The following is an 18924-nucleotide window of genomic DNA, read 5'->3' as shown; positions in this document are numbered from 1 at the left end:
CCTGATAACGCCGGTACACCGTGGATCGACACTGGCCTGTTCGGACAGTTTCGGGGCCACCGGTGCGTGCGGTGGCCCCGAAACCGGTCATACCGTGATAGACCAGCCCGACAGGTTGCCGAAGTTCCAGGACTTCGTGTCGGTCACCCGCAGCGTCCAGGTGCCGGCGGCCGGCGAGCTGACCCCGGGGACCTGGTAGGTGCCGCCGGAGTAGGTGGTGCAGCTCCCGGTCGCTTCCTTCAGGGGGTACTGCGCCCCGTTCGGCGCCACCAGCACGACGGCCAGGTCCGAGCCGCACCAGTGCGAGGCGGTGACCTTCACGGTGACCGTGCCCGCGGCGCTGCCGGAGGCGTTCGAGGTGACCGGGCTGTTCAGCGTGCCCGGGTCGGGGATGAAGCCGCCCTGGGTGCTGGTGAAGGTCCGGCCGGCGGGCGGGGCCGTGGTCGGCGGCTGGGACGTCGGCGGCCGGGTGGTGGGCGGCGCGCTCGTCGGGGGCCGGGTGGTCGGGGCCTGCGAGGTCGGCGGCGCCGTGGTCGGGGTCGACCCGCCCGCGACCAGGGTCAGGCCCCACTTGGTGAGCGCCTCGCTGACCGGCTGGAAGATGGTGTTCGGGTCGCTCTGACCGCAGCCGTTGCCGCCGCCGGAGTGGATGCCCACGGCCTTGGCGGTGGTGCCGGTGCCCATCACGTACGCGCCGCCGGAGTCGCCGCCGGCCGAGCACGCGTTGGTGTTCGTCAGGCCGTCGATGACCAGGCCGTTGCCGTAGTTGACGGACTGGTTGACCGCGGTGACCGTGCCGCAGGTCCAGTGGCTGGTGTTGCCGGACTTGCAGATCGCGGTGCCGACGACGGCCTCGCCGACGCCGTTGACGCTGACGGCCGCGCCGCCCCAGGTGTTCACGGCGTTGCTGAGCGTCCAGGCGTTGGCGTGGTTGACGGCCACGACGCCCATGTCGCCCTCGCGCGCGTTGACGCTGCGGCTGCCGCCCACATTGGACGTACCGAGCTGCTCGCCCTTGGTACCCGAGGAGTTCTTGCCGTACGCGGCCTGGTTGGAGTCGTTCGTACAGTGCCCGGCGGTCACGAAGTGCCTGGCGCCGGCCGAGTCGGTGGCCGCGAACGCGACGGAGCAGTACGTCTCCGTGCCCGGCCACCACGGGTCGCCGGCCTGCACGACCCCGGTCTGCTGGGCGTACGGGCGCGCGACCTGCTCGACCCGCACGGCGTCGCCGAGGGCCTTCGCGCGGGCGGTGAAGTCGGCGGCGGCGACGTTGTCGTACACGGAGACGACGACGGAGTTGGTCCGCGCGTCCACGCCCCAGCCGGCCACGCCCGGCGCCCCGCCCTCGGCCAGCCGGCCGAGGTTCCGCGCGATGCCGGCGAGCTCCGCGGCGGACCGCGCGACGGTCTGCGGCACCCCGCCGGCGGCCCGGACCCGGGCGGCCGAGGCCTCGTCGGACACCGCGACGGTGAGCTTGCCGGTCGCCGGGTCGAACCACGAGCTGGCCACCAGCTCCCGGTCGAGGGACCCGGCGACCCGGTGGGCGGTCTCCTGCTGGTCGAGGCGGGTCTTCGCCTGCGGGGCGGTGAGGCCCAGGTCGCGCTGCATGCCGGCGAGCAGTTCGGGGGACGCGGCCGCGCCGCCGGCGCCGGAGTACCCGGCCAGGGCCGGATAGGCGAGCGCCACTCCCGTCGTCACCAGTGCGGCCGTGGTCACGGCCAGCCAGATCCTGCGTTTCATCGCACATCCTCAGTTGATCGTCGGTGTGCGTCAGAACGCTAGGGATCGACGGGCGTACGGGATATGGAGGTTTCCCTTGTCCCTACGGATAGTCACGGAAAGTTATTTCACGGTGACAAGATCGGCGTTGCCTTTCACCCTGCGTTAAGGAATTGTGCAGTAACGTCATCGAGACAATCGAGTCGATTGGGGGGTTGACAGTGCGACTCATCGGCCCTGCCGTCACCCTCGCCCTGGTCGGGCGGGACGAGCTGCTCGCCGACATGCACACCCGGCTCGCCCAGGGCGGCCAGGTCCTGCTCACCGGCCCCGACGGCGCCGGCAAAACCGCGCTCCTCGACGCGCTGGTCGACGGTACGGACGGGCCCTGCCTGCGGGCCAGCGCCCTGCGATCCGACGCCAGCACGCCCTACAGCCTGGTCGCCGAGGTACTCGCCGCACTGCCCGAGGAGCTGGTCGAGGCCCTGCCCGGGCCGCAGCGCGCCGCCGCGCACGCCGTCCTGCGGCTCGCCGACCCGGTGCCCGGCCAGCCCGACCGGCTCGCCCTGCGGATCGCCGTCGCGAGCCTGCTGCGCCAGTACGCGCCCCGGCTGATCGTCCTCGACGACGTCCAGTGGGCCGACCCGGAGAGCGCCGCCGTCCTCGGGTACGCCCACCGCCGCGGCCAGCCCCCGATCCCCCTGATCGTCGCGGAGCGTAACGGTTGCGGCGGCCGGGGCCGGGCCCTGTGCCCCTCGCCGGTCACCGAACTCGCCGTCCCGCCACTGAGCTCCGACGATGTCGCCGCGTTCCTGGAGGCGCACGGGCTGCCCTGCCGGCTCGTCGGGCCGGTGCACGCGGCGAGCGGCGGGAACCCGTACCTGATGCTGGAGATCGGGCGGGCCGTCGCCGCCGGCGCGGGCAGCACCCGGCCGCTGGAGGACGTCACGCTGCCCGAACGGCTCCGCGACCTGATCCGCGAACGCCTCGCCGCCGTGCCCGACCACGTCCTGGCCACCCTGCTGCCCGCCGCCCTCACCGCCGCGCCCACCGTGAGCCTGCTGCGCCGGGTCGGCCGGGACACCGCCGCCGAGGACCTGGCCCTCGCCGAGACCGCCGGACTGGTCACCGTGTCCGACGGCGGGACGGTCGCGTTCACGGCCGGCGTGCTGGCCACCGCGCTGACCGCCGACGCGTCCTGGGCCGACCGGACCGGGTGGCACGCGCTGCTCGCCGAGCACGCCGCCGACCCGGTCGACCGGATCCGGCACCGCGCCCTGGCCACCGACGTGCCCGACGAGGAACTCGCCGAGGAACTGTGCGCCGCCGGCCGGGCCGCCCGCGACCGGGCCTGCTCCGCCGAGCTGCACATCCTCGCCGCCGAACGCACCCCGCTCTGCCACCCCGAGGGCGCCGAGCAGCGGCTGCTGACCGCCGCCGAGGAGGCCGGGCACGCCGGCCGCACCGACCTGGCCCGGTGGGCCGCCGACGCCCTGCTCGCCCGGGCCACCGCGCCCGCCGTCCGGGTCCGGGCCCACCTGGCGATCATCGACGCCGCCGGCCAGGCCCTCGACGACCTGGACGAGACGTTCGCCCGGGCCGTCGCCGACGCCGCCGACGAACCCGCGCTGCTCGCCGCCGTGCACCTGCGCCTCGCCTGGCGGGCCAACCTGTCCGAGGGCTCCCCGCAGCGGGCCCGGACCGAGGCCGCGCGCGCCGCGACCCTGGCCGCCCAGGGTGGCGACCGGGTCATCGAGGCGATGGCGCTGACGATGCAGGCCCGGGTCGAACGCATCCTGGGGGTACCGGACTCCGGCCGCACCCTGGCCCGCGCGCTCGCCTGCGACGCCCCCGAGGCCCCGATGGGACTGCGGAACACGCCCAGCTACCTCGCCGCCCGGCACGCCGTGTACGACGACCAGCTGCCCCAGGCCCGCGCCGCCCTGCTCGGCCTGCTCCCGGTCGCCGAGCGCACCGGGGCCGAGGACCTGATCGAGGTGCTCCGCAGCCTGGCCGAGGTGGAGGCCAAGTCCGGCCGGTGCGTGGCCGCCCTCGACCACGCGCACCGGGCCGTCACCGTCAGCGAGGAGGCCGGCCTGTCCCCGGGCCCGTCCTGGTTCACGATGGCGCAGGTCGAGGCCACCGGCGGCAGCTTCGCCCGGGCCCTGGGCTACGCCGAGCGCGGCGCGCACGCCTCCGAGGAGGAGCACGACGTCGTGTTCCTGTCCCGCAACCTGCACGTGTACGGGCTGGTCAAGCTCATCACCGGCGACGCCACCGGCGCGGTCACCGCCCTGCGCCGGGTCCGCGAGCTGGAGACCGCCGGCTACGTCCTCGACCCGGCCCTGCTGCGCTGGCACGCGGACCTGGCCACCGCCTTCGTGGCCGCCGGCGACCCCGACGAGGGGTACGCCCTGATCGCGGCCACCCGGCTCACCGCCCTGGCCCTCGACCGCCCCGGGGTGCTCGCCGCCCTCAGCCGCGCCGAGGGCATCTACCGGTCCGCGCTCGGCGACGCGGCCGGGGCCGTGGACCTCCTCGACCGGGCCGCGCTGGACTTCGCGCTGCTCGGGCTGCCCGTCGAGCACGGCCGGACCCTGCTGGCGCTGGGACAGGTCGAGAAGCGGCGTCGGCGGCGCGGGGCCGCCCGGGAGGTGCTGGCCGCCGCGCTGGAGGCGTTCGAACAGACCGGGGCGCGGCCCTGGGTGACCCTGGCCGCGACGGCGCTCGACCGGCTGGAGAGCGGGCCGGCCGAGCCCCGTGCCGCGGTGATCCAGCCGTTGACCGGGACCGAGGCGCGGATCGCGGAGCTGGTCGGACAGGGCGCGAGCAACCGGGAGGTGGCCGCGACCCTGTTCCTGAGCGTGAAGACGGTGGAGGCGACGCTGACCCGGGTGTACCGGAAGCTGGGGGTGCGGTCGCGGACGCAGCTGAGTACGTTGCTGCGGGGGTGAGGCGGCGCGCGGAGCGCGCCGCCGAGGGGGCCGGACGCGTGCCGGGGGCCCCGGATCACGCCTCCCGGAGGACCGCCAGCGCCTCGGTCACGGTGAACGCGCCCGCGTAGAGCGCCTTGCCCGCGATCACGCCCTCGAGACCCTCGACCGTGGACAGTGCGCGCAGATCGTCCAGCGTGGACACCCCACCGCTGGCCACGACCGGCTTCGAGGTGTGCGCGCACAGGTCGCGGTACAGCTCCAGGTTCGGGCCGGACAGCATGCCGTCCTTGGTGACATCGGTGACCACGTACCGGGCGCAGCCCGCGCGCTCCAGGCGGTCGAGCACCTCGTACAGGTCGCCGCCGTCCTTCGTCCAGCCCCGTGCCGCCAGGGTCCGGCCCCGGACGTCCAGCCCGATCGCGACCCGGTCCCCGTACTCGCCGACGATCCGGTCGCACCACTCCGGGTCCTCCAGCGCGGCGGTGCCGATGTTCACCCGGGTCGCGCCCGTGGCCAGGGCCGCCTCCAGGGACGCGGTGTCCCGGATCCCGCCGGACAGCTCCACCTTCGTGTCCAGCCGGGCCACCACGTCCGCCAGCAGGGCCGCGTTCGAGCCCCGGCCGAACGCCGCGTCCAGGTCCACCAGGTGGATCCACTCCGCGCCCTGGTTCTGCCAGTCCAGCGCGGCGGACAACGGGTCGCCGTACGACGTCTCGGTGCCGGCGGCGCCCTGGGTCAGGCGCACCGCCTGCCCGTCGGCGACGTCCACGGCAGGCAGCAGTTCCAGCGTCATCGGGTTCTCCGGTCCAGGGTCATCACGATCAGGGCGGGACTCGCCACCAGGAGCAGCAGCGTGATCGCCAGCTGCGCCGGGAACGAGTCCAGGTAGAACCAGGTGAGGAACATGAGCGCGGCGGCGACCAGCACGATGCCGGCCCGCTCGGCGCGACTGCGGCGGGGGCTGATCCGGCCGGTACCCCGCCGGCGGGGGCGGAACAGCGCGCGGAGCCGGCGGCGCCGGGCCTCCTTGCGCTCCGCCTTCAGCCGGCGCTGTTGGCCCTCGGCGAGCCGGGCGGCGCGCTTCTTCGCCCGCTCCTTAGCCACGGCGCGCCCCGGTCCGGGCCAGCGCGCCCTCCGTCATCGCGGCCCGGGCAGGGCACGCCGCCCCGGCCTCGCGACCGGTCACAGCGTCGCCACCCAGTTGCGCAGCAGCCGCGCCCCGGCGTCCCCGGACTTCTCCGGGTGGAACTGGGTCACCGACAACGCCCCGTCCTCGACCGCCGCGACGAACTCCTCGCCGTGCGTGGCCGTGGTGACCCCGGCGGCGGCCCACGGCCGCGCCGCGTAGGAGTGCACGAAGTAGAACCGCTCGCCCTCGACGCCCTCGAACAGCACCGACCCCGGCGCGGCGACAACGGGCGACCAGCCCATGTGCGGCACCACGGGGGCCTTCAGGCGGGTCACCCCGCCCGGCAGCAGCCCCAGGCCCTCGGTGTGCGTGCCGTGCTCGTCGCCGGAGGAGAACATGATCTGCGCGCCCACGCAGATGCCCAGGACCGGCCGCCCCGTCCGGAGCCGTTCCCGGATCGTCGCGTCACCGCCGAGGTCCAGCAGGCCCGCGACGCACGCCGCGTAGGCGCCCACCCCGGGCACGACCAGTCCGTCGGCCTCCGCCGCGAGCGTCAGGTCGTCGGTCACCGTGACGTCCGCGCCGGCCCGGACCATGGCCCGCTCGGCGGAGCGCAGGTTGCCCGAACCGTAGTCCAGGACGACGACGCGCCTCACTTCGGGAACATCCACAGGATGCCGCCGGCCAGCGACAACACGCCGAGCAGGCCGACGATCGCGACCGCGACCTTCGACCGCTCCTGCTGCTGCAACGACCACGCGCCGCCGAACAGGATGCCCGCGAGGGCGAGAAGGACAATGCTCACTGATTCACTCCACAGCTCGGCAAAAACGGCCTCGCCGGGTCGCTCACGATGCTCACAGAATTCCCTTGGTACTAGGAACGTCCGTGCCCTCGATCCGGATCGCGTCCCGCAGCGCCCGGGCGACGGCCTTGAACTGGGCCTCCACCACATGGTGCGCGTCGGGCTGGGCTCCGGGCCGCGCGGCCCGCTGCACGGTCACGTGCAGGGTGATCCTCGCATGGTGCGCGAACGACTCCCAGATGTGCCGGGTCATGCTCGTCGGGTACGCCGGCCCGATCGTCGGCGCGAGCCCCAGCGGTTCCTCGTGCACGCAGTACGGCCGGCCGGACAGGTCGACCACGGCCTGGACGAGCACCTCGTCCAGCGGCACGATCGCGTGCCCGAACCGGCGCACCCCGATCTTGTCCCCGGCCGCCTCGGCGAACGCGTCGCCCAGCCCGATCGCCGTGTCCTCCAGCGTGTGGTGCGCGTCGATGTGCAGGTCGCCCTCGACGGCGATGTTCAGGCCGATCCCGCCGTGCCTGCCCAGCTGGTGCAGCATGTGGTCGTAGAAGCCGACCCCGGTGGACACCGTGACCGGGCCGCCGTCGAGGTCGAGCTCGACGAGGACCTTGGTCTCCTTGGTGACCCGCTCGACCCGTCCGGTCCTCACAGTGACTCCTTCACAGCCCGCAGAAATGCGTCGGTCTCCTCGGCCGTGCCGGCGGTGACCCGCAGCCACCCGGCCAGGCCGACGTCGCGGACCAGGACGCCCGCCGCCAGCAGTCTCTCCCAGAACACGGCCTGGTCGCCGCCCACCTGGAACAGGACGAAGTTCGCGTCGGAGTCGGCCACCGCGAGCCCGAGTCCGCGCAGGGAGTCCACGATCCGGTCCCGCTGTTCCTTGATGGCGGCCACGGTGCCGAGCAGGACGTCGCGGTGCGCGAGCGCGGCGCGGGCGGCGGCCTGGGTCAGCGCCGACAGGTGGTACGGCAGCCGGACCAGTTGCACCGCGTCCACGACCGCGGGGCTCGCCGCCAGGTACCCGAGCCGGCCGCCCGCGAACCCGAACGCCTTGCTCATCGTCCGGGTCACGATCAGCCGGGGGAACTCGGGCAGCAGGTCCAGCGCGCTGGGCGTACCGGCCCGGCGGAACTCCGCGTACGCCTCGTCCACGACCACCATGCCCCGGGCCGCGCGCGCGACCTCGCGGATGGTGTCCAGGTCCAGCGCGGTGCCCGTCGGGTTGTTGGGCGAGCACAGGAACACCACGTCCGGGTCCGCCGCGCGCACCTGGGCCACCGGGTCGGCGAGGCCGAAGTCGGCGGTGCGCTCCCCCGGGATCCAGGTCGTGCCGGTGCCGAGCGCGAGCAGCGGGTGCATCGAGTAGGTGGGCGTGAACCCGAGCGCCGAACGCCCCGGGCCCGCGAACACCTGGAGGATCTCCTGCTGCACCTCGTTGGAGCCGTTGGCCGCCCAGACCTGGGCGGTGGTGACGCCCAGGTAGTCGGCCAGGGCGGCGCGCAGGGCGACGGCGTCCCGGTCGGGGTAGCGGTTGAGCTGGGACAACTCCGCGCCGAGGGCGGCTGAGATCGCGTCGACGACCTCGGCGGGTACCGGGTAGGAGTTCTCGTTGGTGTTCAGCCGGACGGCGACGTCGAGCTGCGGCGCGCCGTAGGGCGACATGCCCCGGAACTCGGGCCGGATCGGCAGCCCGGCGCTACCGGCCTCAGCCTCGCGCGTGGTTGCGGCTCCGGTCCCGCGCGCGGCGTCGGCCCCGGCCTCAGCCCCGGGTCCGGCGTCAGTCCCGGCCACGGGTCGGGCCCCGGTCACGCGAACCTCGCGCTGACGGCCTCGCCGTGCGCCGGCAGGTCCTCCGCCTCGGCGAGGGTCACCACGTGCCCGGCGACCTCCCGCAGCGCCGCCTCGTCGTAGTGGATGACGTGCACGGCCTTGAGGAACGTGTGGGTGCTCAGCCCGGAGGAGTGCCGCGCGCACCCGCCGGTGGGCAGCACGTGGTTGGAGCCGGCGCAGTAGTCGCCGAGGGACACCGGGGACCAGGCCCCGACGAAGATGGCGCCCGCGTTGCGGACCCGGTCGGCGACGGCCGGCGCGTCGGCGGTCTGGATCTCCAGGTGCTCGGCGGCGTAGTCGTCGACCACGGCCAGGCCCTGCTCGATGTCGATGACCAGCACGATGCCGGACTGCGGCCCGGTCAGCGCCTCGCGGACCCGCTCGTGGTGCTTGGTCGCCGCGACCCGGGTGTCCAGCTCGCGTTCGACGGCGTCGGCCAGTTCGACGCTGGTGGTGACCAGCACGCTCGCCGCGAGGGGGTCGTGTTCGGCCTGGCTGATCAGGTCGGCGGCCACGTGCGCCGGGTCGGCGGTGGCGTCGGCGAGGATCGCGATCTCCGTCGGGCCGGCCTCGGAGTCGATGCCGACGGTGCCCCGGAGCAGGCGCTTGGCGGCGGTCACCCAGATGTTGCCCGGCCCGGTGATCATGTCGACGGGGCGGTTCTCCTCGGTGCCGTAGCCGAGGGCGGCGATGGCCTGGGCGCCGCCCATCGCGTACACCTCCGTCACGCCGAGCAGGGCGCACGCGGCGAGCACCCGGCGGTCGGGGAGGCCGTCGTTGTCGGCCTGCGGGGGGCTCGCGACGACGATCTGGCCGACGCCGGCGACCTGGGCGGGGACGACGTTCATGACGACACTCGACGGGTACATCGCCAGGCCGCCGGGCACGTAGAGCCCGACCCGGCCGACGGGCAGCCACTTCTCCGTGACGGTGCCGCCGGGGGCGAGCGTGGTGGTGTGCGAGGGGCGCAGCTGGGCGGCGTGCACGACGCGGACCCGGGCGATGGCCTCCTCGAGGGCCGCGCGGACCGGGCCCTCCAGGGCGTCGGCCGCCTTCGCGATCTCCGCCTCGGGCACCCGCAGCACCGGGGTCTCCACGCGGTCGAACCGATGCGTGGCCTCCTTGACGGCGGCGGCCCCATGCTCGCGGACCGCCTCCACGACCGGCCGGATCTGTTCGATCGCGGCGGTCACGTCGAACCGGGCGCGGGGCAGCAGCCCGCGCGGATCCCTGGTGTCACCCCGGAGGTCGATGCGGTTCAGCACCCGTTCAGCCTAGTCGGCGCTCCCAGCCACCGGACGGGTCGGTCCCAGCATCCGATCGGCCCGTGACCAGGGTCACTCCGCCCAAGATCAAGATCCGCGACCATCGACGGGTACGCCGCCCGCCCGGCCCACCTCCCACCGCCGGAACGTGCCTCCCCGCCCGCACCGACCACCTCCGCTGCGGCGCGCCCACCCGCCTTCCGCCCACGCGGAGCACACCGGGTTCAGCATCACCACCCGCGCGGAGCGACCCGCGTCCAGCACCCGACCCCCCGGGGCGCCCCGGGTCCGGCACCACCGCCGACGTGGCCGACCCGGGGCACCGGAAGCACCCCTGGGAGGGTCCGCCCCGAGGTCGCGAGGCTCGATCCGCGCCACCCCGGGCATGAGGCCGCCCGGTCCCCGGCTGGCGCGCCGACGACCGGCCCAGTCGCTCCGACACCCGTGGCCGGGTGCCTTCGCGGCCGGTCACGCCCCCACTCGTAACCCTCCGATGATCTTGATCTTCAGTCCGAACCCGGGCGCAGGCCCGGGAAGCGCGACCACCCGGCGATCATCGTGTAGGTGAACACGGCCGCGAGCGCCTGGGCGGCCAGCGCGCCGCGCGGGAACACCGGGATCCCGAGGACCCGGAAGAACTCGCCCGAGTTCAGCGACGGGGGCCGGTAGAACTGCCAGCCGGCCTGGGCGGTGCGCTTGATCTCGGCGTAGTCGTCGAGCCCGATCCGGCGGCCGATCTGCCAGGCGACGCACGCGCCCAGCAGCGAGCCGACCATCAGGCCGATCAGCACCGCGGCGCCGCGCCACCGGCGGAGCAGCAGCCAGACGCCGAGCCCGAGCAGGACGCCCACCGCGAGGCCGATCAGGGTGAAGACGACATCGGAGCCCACGTACTCCTCCGGCTCCGCGTCGACGAGCAGCGGCCCGTCGGCGGTCATCTGCACCAGCACCCGGGGGGCCAGCGCCGACCAGAGCACGCCGAGCGGGGCGCCCAGGACGGAGATCGTCAGGACGACGAGCAGCCCGGCCAGGATCTCCCGCGGCCAGTCCCGGCGCGGCCGGGGCGGGGCGGGGGTCCCGTAGACGGCCGGTTCCGGCCAGATCGGGGGCGGCGGGGTCGGATACTTCTCCGGGGTGCTCACCCGCCCATCCTAGGTGCGGACGCCAGGTTGCGCCGGGCCCCGCGTTCCGGGGCCCACCACCTGCGAAAACACCCTTTCCGGGCCGATGCGGCGGATCGACGCGGAGCTCGGCCGACCGGGGCCCGGACCTGCTCGCCGGACCGCGCCCACGATCGCGACGGCCCGCCGCCGGACCTGGCGCGGCCACGGCGCGCGGCTCGCCCGGCCAGGGCCCGCACGCGGGGGCCCGGGCACCGCGGCTCACCGGCCTAGTCGACGCCCCCGGCGCCCAGCAGGGTCTTGATCTCCGAGCGGAACGCCACGTCGTTGCGCACCTTGAGGTCCGCTCCCAGCGCCAGCAGGGTGTCCCCCGACCGGCTGCGCAGCCGCAGGTGCACCATGCAGTCGCCCCGGTGCCCGAGGATGATCCGCTTCAGCTCGTGCACGGTCGGCTCGACGATCTTGTCCCAGGTGGAGTTCAGCACCACCGGCGGGTTCGCCGCCAGATCGGCCTCGGAGACCTCCAGGATCAGCATGTCCGAGCCGACGACGCTGATCGCCTGGTCGCGCTTGTTCACGTGGCCCTTGACGGTCACCACGATGTCCTCGGCGAGGTGGTGCGACAGCAGCTCGTACGTCTTGGGGAAGAACAGCACCTCCACCGAGGCGTCCAGGTCCTCCAGCATCACGATCGCCCAGCTCGCGCCCTGCTTGGTGATCCGGCGCTGCACCCCGGAGATCATGCCGGCGATGGTGACGGGCATCCGGTCGTTGACGTCCTCGTCGATCACCTCGACGATGCTCTGCTCGGAGTTGGCCTTCAGGATCCGTTCGGCGCCGGCCAGCGGGTGGTCGGAGACGTACAGGCCGAGCATGTCGCGTTCGAAGGCGAGGAGCTCCTTGCGCGGCCACTCGGTCGGCGTGAACTGCAGGTCCAGCCCCACCAGGCCGTCGTCGGAGCTCTCCTCCAGCCCGCCGAACAGGTCGAACTGCCCCACGGCCTCCTGGCGCTTGAGCCCGACCACCGCGTCGATGGCCGACTCGTGCAGCTCGACCAGGCACTTGCGGGTGTGGCCGAGGGAGTCGAACGCGCCGGCCTTGACCAGCGACTCGACGGTCCGCTTGTTGCAGACCACCAGCTCGGACTTCGACAGGAAGTCGGGGAACGACGTGTAGTTGCCCTTGGACCCGCGGGTGGCCACGATCGAGGCCACCACGTTGGTACCGACGTTGCGGACCGCGCCCAGGCCGAACCGGATGTCGGAGCCGATCGGGGTGAACGCGCCGGCGGACTCGTTCACGTCCGGCGGCAGCACCTTGATGCCCATCTTGCGGCACTCGCCCAGGTACATCGCCATCTTGTCCTTGTCGTCGCCGACGGACGTGAGCAGCGCGGCCATGTACTCGGCCGGGTAGTTCGCCTTCAGCCACCCGGTCCAGTAGGAGATCAGCCCGTACGCGGCGGTGTGCGCCTTGTTGAACGCGTAGTCGGCGAAGGGGACCAGGACGTCCCACACCGCCTTGATGGCCTCGGGGGAATAGCCCCGTTCGAGCATGCCCGCCTCGAACGGCACGAACTCCTTGTCGAGGACCTCCTTCTTCTTCTTGCCCATGGCCCGGCGCAGGTTGTCGGCCTGGCCGAGGGAGTAGCCGGCGAGCTTCTGCGCGGCGCGCTGGACCTGCTCCTGGTAGACGATCAGGCCGTAGGTGAGGCCGAGGATCTCCTCCAGGGGCTCTTCCAGCTCCGGGTGGATCGGGGTGATCTCCTGCTGCTTGTTCTTGCGCAGCGCGTAGTTGATGTGCGAGTTCGCGCCCATCGGACCCGGGCGGTACAGCGCGAGGACGGCGGAGATGTCCTCGAAGCTGTCGGGCTTCATCAGCTTGAGCAGCTGGCGCATGGCCCCGCCGTCGAGCTGGAACACGCCCAGGGTGTCGCCGCGGCCGAGCAGTTCGTACGTCTTCGGGTCGTCCAGCGGCAGCGTCAGCAGGTCGATCTTCTGACCGGTGGTGTGCTCGACGTTCTTCACGGCGTCGGCCATGATCGTCAGGTTCCGCAGGCCGAGGAAGTCCATCTTCAGCAGGCCGAGGGACTCGCACGTCGGGTAGTCGAACTGGGTGATGATCGCGCCGTCGGCGTCGCGGCGCCACAGCGGCACGTGGTCGATCAGGGGCTCGGCGGACATGATGACGCCGGCGGCGTGCACGCCGGTCTGCCGGACCAGGCCCTCGAGGCCCTTGGCGACCTCCATCACCTTCGCCACGTCGGGCTCGTTGGCGACCAGGTCGCGGACGGCGCCGGCCTCGGCGTAGCGCGGGTGCTTCGGGTCGAAGATGCCCGACAGCGGGATGTCCTTGCCCATCACGGCCGGCGGCATGGCCTTGGTGATCTTGTCGCCGAGGGCGTAGGGGAAGCCGAGTACCCGGCCGGAGTCCTTGATCGCGGCCTTGGCCTTGATCGTGCCGAACGTGGCGATCTGCGCGACCCGGTCCGCGCCCCACTTGTCCGTGACGTACTTGATGGTCTCGTTGCGCCCGTGCTCGTCGAAGTCGATGTCGATATCCGGCATCGAGATGCGCTCGGGGTTGAGGAACCGCTCGAAGATCAGGCCGTGCGCGAGCGGGTCGAGGTCCGTGATGCCCAGGGCGAACGCCACGATGCTGCCGGCCGCCGAGCCACGCCCCGGTCCGACGGAGTGCCCGTTGTTCTTCGCCCACATGATGAAGTCGGAGACCACCAGGAAGTACGAGGGGAAGCCCATCTGCAGGATCATGTTGATCTCGTACTCGGCCTGCGCGCGGTGTTCCTCGTCGTACCCGTCCGGCCAGCGCCGGTCCATCCCCGCCCAGACCTCCTTGCGGAACCAGGAGTCCTCGGTCTCGCCGTCCGGCACCGGGAACAGGGGCATCAGGTTCTTGAACTTGAACATCCCCTCCGTCTCGACCTTGGAGGCGACCAGCAGGGTGTTCCGACAGCCCTCGGCCCAGATGTCGGAGGTGTCGATCGCGCGCATCTCGTCGGCGGACTTGATGTAGTAGCCGTCGCCGTCGAACTTGAACCGGTTCGGGTCGCTCAGCAGCGAGCCGGACTGCACACACAGCAGCGCGTTGTGCGCGTCGGCCTCCTCCGGCCGGGTGTAGTGCGAGTCGTTCGTGACCACCGGCGGGATGTTCAGCTTGCGGGAGATCTCGATCAGGCCGTCGCGGACCCGGCGCTCGATGGACAGCCCGTGGTCCATGATCTCGAGGAAGAAGTTCTCCTTGCCGAAGATGTCCTGGTACTTCGCGGCGGCCTTCAACGCCTCCTCGGTGTGCCCGAGGCGCAACCGGGTCTGGATCTCGCCGGAGGGGCAGCCGGTGGTGGCCATGATCCCGGCCGAGTACTCCGCGATCAGCTCCGTGTCCATCCGGGGCTTGTAGTAGTACCCCTCCATGGAGCCGCGCGAGTTGAGCCGGAAGAGGTTGTGCAGCCCCTCGGCGTTGCGGGCCCACATCGTCATGTGGGTGTAGCCGCCGTTACCGGAGACGTCGTCGCTCTTCTGGTCGGGCGTGCCCCAGTTGATGCGCTTCTTGTCGAACCGGGAGGCCGGCGCCAGGTAGGCCTCGACGCCGATCACCGGGGTCACCCCGGCGGCGGTGGCCTGCTTGTAGAAGTCGTACGCCCCGTGCATGTTGCCGTGGTCGGTGATCGCCACGGCCGGCATCTCCTGCCGGTTGACCTCGGCGAACAGCTGCTTCATCCGGGCCGCGCCGTCCAGCATCGAGTACTCGGTGTGCACGTGCAGATGCACAAAAGAGTCACTCATCGGCGGGGGCCTCCTCTGGAGTCGGGGAACACCCCGAGCCTAACCGGAGCCGCCGACGGATCCGATCGAGGCACGCCCCCTAGAAGCCGTCGCTGACCGCCGTCGCAGCCTGTAACCACGCCATCCGGGTCTCCGGCTTCAGGCTCGCGTAGTCGATGCTCGATCCGGATTCCAGAGCGGGGTCATAAGGGACGACAGCGACTGTCCGGGTCCGGCTCTGGAAGTGTTTGACCAGGTCACCGAGCATCGGCGACGGGGTCGGCGTCGGGCAGGACAGCAGCGTCACGGCATTGGCCACGATGTCGCCCATGCCCATCTCCTCCAGCAGGTCGAGCATCCAGTCGGCCGTGAACGCCGCGTCCTCCCGGGGGACGGACGTCACCACCAGCTGGTCGGCGGCCTTGATCACGGTCTGCCAGTTCGCGCTCTCGACGTTGTTGCCGGTGTCGACACAGATCACGTCATGGGTACGCCGCAGCAGCTCCAGCACCCGCCACACCATCGGCGGGTCCAGCAGCCGGGCCACCCGGTGGTCCTCGTCGCCGGCCAGCACGTCGTAGGAGCCGTCGGCGGCGTGCCGGAGGAACTCGTCGAGCCGGTCGCGCAGCTCCTCGCCGCTGGAGTTCTCCACCTCGACCAGGTTCTCGATCAGGTGCCGGATCGTGCGCGCGTGCCGGGCGCTGCCGGCGCGCAGCCCCAGGGTGCCGCGCAGCTCGTTGTCGTCCCACGCCAGGACGCCCCGGCCCCGGGCGCTGCCGATCGTGGCCGCGCACAGCACCGTCGCGGTGGTCTTGTGCACCCCGCCCTTCGGGTTGGCGAACGCCACCACCTTGGCCGGGCCCATGTCGCGGCGCAGCCGGGCCACGTACTCGTCCACGGCGGACGCCTGAGCGGCCCGCTGACCGCCGTTCACGGGGTCGCCGTGGTCCGCGCCACGATCACCCCTGCCACGCCCCAGGAGACTCCGCCAGCGCGGCGCCGCCTCACCTGGCCGGCTCCAGCCAGCCTCGGTTCGCTCCGCCACTGTGTTCGTCCTCTCGCCGGCCGCCTCGACACGTCAGCGTATTCGGTTACCTAACGCTCCGGACAGGGGCTGGGTGCGCGAACCTGAGTCGGTCCGGGTCCCGGCGAGGGTCGGGGTCGGCGAGGGTGAGGCGGGCCACTCCGGCATCGGGCCGGTCGGCGGGGCCGTCGGGCCGGGCCGGTCGGGCGTCCGGGCCGGCGACGGGCTCGGGGCCGGGGTCGGCGTGGGCGACGGGGAGGGCTGCGGGTCCGCCGGGTCGGAGACCACCGTGTGCTGCTCGGGGAGCAGCGGCTGGAACACCGCCTGCTCCGGCCGGTCGAGCCCCGGGGTCGGGTCCACGGCGCGCACCCCGGGCCGGCGGGACAGTTCCGTGAGGGTGGGCGGCGCGGCCCGCACGACGGCCGCGTACACGCAGGAGCAGTGTTCCCGGTACGCCGTCGCCTCCAGCCCCGCCTGGGCGGCCCGCGCCTCGTACTCCTCGCGCAGTTCCCGCTCCTGGGGGCTGTCGCCGGTCAGCCGGCCGGCGAGGCGGCGCGCGGTGCCGATCTCGCCCTCCTTGCGCTGGGCGGCGGCGTCCATCCCCGTGAGCACGTCGTCGGGCAGCCGGCGCACGTCGACCGCGATGACCTCGGTGGAGATGCCGGGCAGCGGGACCCGCAGGTACACCCGGGAGGGGTGCGCGCTCTCCAGCAGGGCGCCGAGCCGGTCGGGCCCGAGGTACGCGGCGAGGGACACCAGCGCCATGGTCGGGCGGTCCACACTGGCGAGCCGCACCTTGGCCCCGGCCACGTACGCCGGCACCGAGTCGCCGTCGGCCACCCCGACCCGCAGCGGCGTACCCGCGTCCTGCCCCCGGCCCGGCACCGGCTCGCGCGCGGACAGCACGGCGGCGAGCAGGACGGCGATGGCGAGGGTCATGCCGACGGCGGCCAGGGCGGCCCGGCGGCTCCGGCCACCGGTCACCCGCCGCACGGCGGCGGCGAGCGGCGGCACCACCCGCCGGTCCAGCCGGTGGAGCAGGTCACGCACGACGACTCCCTAGGGAGCGTCACCCCGCAGGATGCGCAGCGCCCGCTCCAGATCCTCAGGGTAATCGCTGGTGAACTCAACGTAGTTCCCGGTACCGGGGTGGGCGAAGCCCAGGGTGCGCGCGTGCAGCCACTGGCGGTCCAGTTTGAGCCTGGCCGACAGGGACGGGTCCGCACCATATGTCAGATCTCCGACACACGGGTGCCGCAGCGCGGAGAAGTGCACCCGGATCTGGTGGGTCCGGCCGGTCTCGAGGTGCACGTCGAGCAGGCTCGCGGCCGGGAAGGCCTCCAGCGTGTCGTAGTGCGTCACGCTCGGCTTGCCGCCGGACATCACGGCCCACCGGTAGTCGGCGGTCGGGTGCCGGTCGATCGGGGCGTCGATCGTGCCCCGGGACGGATCCGGGTGGCCCTGGACCACCGCGTGGTAGCGCTTCTCGACCGTGCGCTCCTTGAAGGCGCGCTTGAGCACCGTGTACGCGACCTCGCTCTTCGCCACGACCATCAGGCCCGTGGTGCCGACGTCGAGCCGGTGCACGACGCCCTGGCGCTCGGCCGCGCCGCTGGTCGAGATCCGGTACCCCATGCCGGCGAGCCCGCCGATCACGGTCGGCCCGGACCAGCCGGGGCTCGGGTGCGCCGCGACGCCGACCGGCTTGTTGACCACCACGATGTCGTCGTCGTCGTGCACGACGACCAGGCCGTCGATCCGCTCGGGCGTGATGCTCGGCGGCTCCGGCGGCGGCGGCAGGGTGACCTCCAGCCAGGAGCCCGCCCTCACCTTGTCGGACTTCCCGGCCCGGACGCCGTCGAGGAGGATGTTGCCGTCCTCGGCGAGGTCGGCCGCGACGGTCCGGGAGACGCCCGTCAGCCGGGACACCGCCTGGTCCAGGCGCAGGCCGTCCAGACCGTCGGGCACGGGCAGGGTGCGACTTGTCATGCTTTCTCCGCCTTCACGACGCGGGTGCCGTTGAGCCGGCGCCCGGTCAGTTCGAGTACGACGGCCAGGCCGACCCCGCAGACCAACGCGGTGTCCGCGAAGTTGAAGATCGGCCAGACGTCGCCGTGCTTGTCGAACAGGCTGAGGAAGTCGATCACCGCGCCCCGCAGAGGGCCCGGCGCGCGGAACAGGCGGTCCACCAGGTTGCCGGTCGCGCCGCCCAGGATCAGCCCGAGGGCGATGGCCCAGGGCATCGAGCGCAACCGGCTGGCGAACCGGATGATGACCGCGACCACGGTCAGCGAGACCAGGGTCAACACGACCGTGTACCCGCTGGCCAGGCTGAACGCCGCCCCCGTGTTGCGGGCGAAGCTCAGGTACAGCGCGCCGCCCAGCAGCCGGACGGGCTCGCGGCCCTCCAGCGCGGACAGCGCCCAGGTCTTCGTGCCAAGGTCAACGGCCAGCGTGGCCAGCGCGAGGAGCGCCAACCACAGTACTGGCCGCTGCTTGTGTCCTGTTTCTTGGGATTCCGGGGTACTCAGCGCCGCTCCTCCAGCTGCTTACACGTCACACACAAGGTAGCGGACGGGAAAGCGGCCAGGCGTTCGACCGGGATGGCGTTGCCACACTTCTCACAGTGGCCGTATCCGCCCTCGTCGACCCGCTCGAGCGCGCGCTCCAGCTGGGTCACCCGCTCGAGGAGGTTGTTGGCCAGCGAGATCTCCTGCTCGCGCTCGAAGGTCTTCGTCCCCGTGTCGGCCTGGTCGTCGCCGGCCGAGTCGGTGAGCCGCTCGCGCTGCATCTCGTTGGAATCGGTGATCATCTGCTCGTACTCGCCGCGCAGCTCGGTGAGCCGATCGGAGAGCGCGACGCGGATCTTGTCGGTGTCCGAGGCACTCCGGGCGGAGCCACGGGCAGTCTTACCGGCCACGCTCTTGGTGGCCGTACTGGTATCGGCTGGCTTGGCCATCGTCGCTCCCTTGGCCGCGGATCGCGCGGCGGTCGGCGGTGCCTTCACGGGGGGTGTCGCCGGGGCCTGGGTCCCGGCGGCCTTACTGGTCTTCGAACCTGTCACTACCCGAGGCTTGGCATCCTCGGCGATCTCGGCACCCGCCGCAGTCCTTTTCTCGACCCTCGGCGTTCGAGTCGTGTTCGAGGCCGCCGCGGCGGCCTTCTTCGTGGCGGGCGCCGCCTGCGTGGCGGGTTCCGTGCCCTCGGGGGCGGCCTTCGGCGCGGCCTTCTTGACCGCACTCTTGGCCGCCTTGGCCGGGGCGGTCTTCGCCGCCGTGACCGGGGCGGTGACCTTGGCAGCCTTGACCGG

The 18924-nt window shown here is 72.9% G+C and carries 14 protein-coding genes and 2 pseudogenes; 1 reads left to right on the top strand and 15 read right to left on the bottom strand.

The window, feature by feature from the left end:
• Positions 1-87: 87 nt before the first annotated feature.
• Complete coding sequence (locus tag PT931_RS03370; RefSeq protein WP_456244217.1) at positions 88-1740, bottom strand: proprotein convertase P-domain-containing protein; 1653 nt, start codon at positions 1738-1740, stop codon at positions 88-90.
• A 200-nt stretch (positions 1741-1940) separates the two neighbouring features.
• Here PT931_RS03370 and PT931_RS03365 point away from each other — a divergent pair, with 200 nt between their 5' ends.
• The gene (locus PT931_RS03365; RefSeq protein ID WP_456244275.1) at positions 1941-4673 is read left to right on the top strand and encodes an AAA family ATPase; all 2733 of its coding nucleotides are present in this window, start codon (positions 1941-1943) and stop codon (positions 4671-4673) included.
• 55 nt (positions 4674-4728) lie between these two features.
• Here PT931_RS03365 and priA read toward each other — a convergent pair whose 3' ends face one another.
• From priA to PT931_RS03295, 14 genes and pseudogenes are all read right to left on the bottom strand, one after another.
• Positions 4729-5448 carry a bifunctional 1-(5-phosphoribosyl)-5-((5-phosphoribosylamino)methylideneamino)imidazole-4-carboxamide isomerase/phosphoribosylanthranilate isomerase PriA gene (gene priA, locus PT931_RS03360; protein WP_363728484.1) on the bottom strand — a complete coding sequence of 240 codons (720 nt, stop codon included), beginning with the start codon at positions 5446-5448 and terminating at the stop codon, positions 4729-4731.
• Entirely contained in the window at positions 5445-5759 is a 315-nt protein-coding gene (locus PT931_RS03355) for a hypothetical protein (RefSeq protein WP_456244216.1), read from the bottom strand. The genes priA and PT931_RS03355 overlap by 4 nt, the downstream gene beginning before the upstream one ends.
• 78 nt (positions 5760-5837) lie before the next feature.
• Positions 5838-6440 carry an imidazole glycerol phosphate synthase subunit HisH gene (hisH, locus tag PT931_RS03350; RefSeq protein ID WP_456244215.1) on the bottom strand — a complete coding sequence of 201 codons (603 nt, stop codon included), beginning with the start codon at positions 6438-6440 and terminating at the stop codon, positions 5838-5840.
• Positions 6437-6589, bottom strand: coding sequence for a hypothetical protein (locus tag PT931_RS03345; protein ID WP_456244214.1), 153 nt, complete (start codon positions 6587-6589; stop codon positions 6437-6439). Before PT931_RS03345 ends, hisH begins: the two co-directional genes overlap by 4 nt.
• Before the next feature lie 52 nt (positions 6590-6641).
• Entirely contained in the window at positions 6642-7241 is a 600-nt protein-coding gene (gene hisB, locus PT931_RS03340) for an imidazoleglycerol-phosphate dehydratase HisB (protein WP_456244213.1), read from the bottom strand.
• Positions 7238-8293 (bottom strand): annotated as a pseudogene (locus PT931_RS03335) (histidinol-phosphate transaminase); the annotation flags it as partial. The gene hisB and the pseudogene PT931_RS03335, both read right to left, overlap by 4 nt.
• Before the next feature lie 104 nt (positions 8294-8397).
• Positions 8398-9687 (bottom strand): histidinol dehydrogenase, encoded by a 1290-nt coding sequence (gene hisD, locus PT931_RS03330; RefSeq protein WP_456244212.1) that lies wholly within the window; start codon positions 9685-9687, stop codon positions 8398-8400.
• A 506-nt stretch (positions 9688-10193) separates the two neighbouring features.
• The gene (locus PT931_RS03325) at positions 10194-10829 is read right to left on the bottom strand and encodes a DUF2567 domain-containing protein (protein ID WP_456244211.1); all 636 of its coding nucleotides are present in this window, start codon (positions 10827-10829) and stop codon (positions 10194-10196) included.
• Positions 10830-11077: 248 nt separating this feature from the next.
• Complete coding sequence (gene dnaE, locus PT931_RS03320) at positions 11078-14611, bottom strand: DNA polymerase III subunit alpha (RefSeq protein ID WP_456244210.1); 3534 nt, start codon at positions 14609-14611, stop codon at positions 11078-11080.
• Between the two features lie 79 nt (positions 14612-14690).
• Positions 14691-15593: pseudogene (locus PT931_RS03315) on the bottom strand (MinD/ParA family ATP-binding protein); the annotation flags it as partial.
• A 75-nt stretch (positions 15594-15668) separates the two neighbouring features.
• Complete coding sequence (locus tag PT931_RS03310) at positions 15669-16664, bottom strand: hypothetical protein (RefSeq protein WP_456244209.1); 996 nt, start codon at positions 16662-16664, stop codon at positions 15669-15671.
• A 9-nt stretch (positions 16665-16673) separates the two neighbouring features.
• Entirely contained in the window at positions 16674-17603 is a 930-nt protein-coding gene (locus tag PT931_RS03305) for an RluA family pseudouridine synthase (protein WP_456244208.1), read from the bottom strand.
• Positions 17600-18091: a signal peptidase II gene (gene lspA, locus PT931_RS03300; RefSeq protein ID WP_456244207.1), complete on the bottom strand. Its 492-nt coding sequence runs from the start codon at positions 18089-18091 to the stop codon at positions 17600-17602. The genes PT931_RS03305 and lspA overlap by 4 nt, the downstream gene beginning before the upstream one ends.
• 50 nt (positions 18092-18141) lie before the next feature.
• Positions 18142-18573 carry a TraR/DksA family transcriptional regulator gene (locus PT931_RS03295; protein ID WP_363728579.1) on the bottom strand — a complete coding sequence of 144 codons (432 nt, stop codon included), beginning with the start codon at positions 18571-18573 and terminating at the stop codon, positions 18142-18144.
• Positions 18574-18924: the final 351 nt, after the last annotated feature.

It is taken from the genome of Longispora urticae (assembly GCF_053902585.1).
The sequence above is the reverse complement of the archived record's forward strand: the minus strand, read 5'-3'. Positions and strand labels throughout refer to the sequence as shown.

Coding starts and splice junctions, on each gene's coding strand:
- priA (WP_363728484.1), bottom strand. CDS start 5,448: ATGACGCTGGAACTGCTGCCTGCCGTGGACGTCGCCGACGGGCAGGCG.
- PT931_RS03370 (WP_456244217.1), bottom strand. CDS start 1,740: ATGAAACGCAGGATCTGGCTGGCCGTGACCACGGCCGCACTGGTGACG.
- PT931_RS03305 (WP_456244208.1), bottom strand. CDS start 17,603: ATGACAAGTCGCACCCTGCCCGTGCCCGACGGTCTGGACGGCCTGCGC.
- PT931_RS03295 (WP_363728579.1), bottom strand. CDS start 18,573: ATGGCCAAGCCAGCCGATACCAGTACGGCCACCAAGAGCGTGGCCGGT.
- dnaE (WP_456244210.1), bottom strand. CDS start 14,611: ATGAGTGACTCTTTTGTGCATCTGCACGTGCACACCGAGTACTCGATG.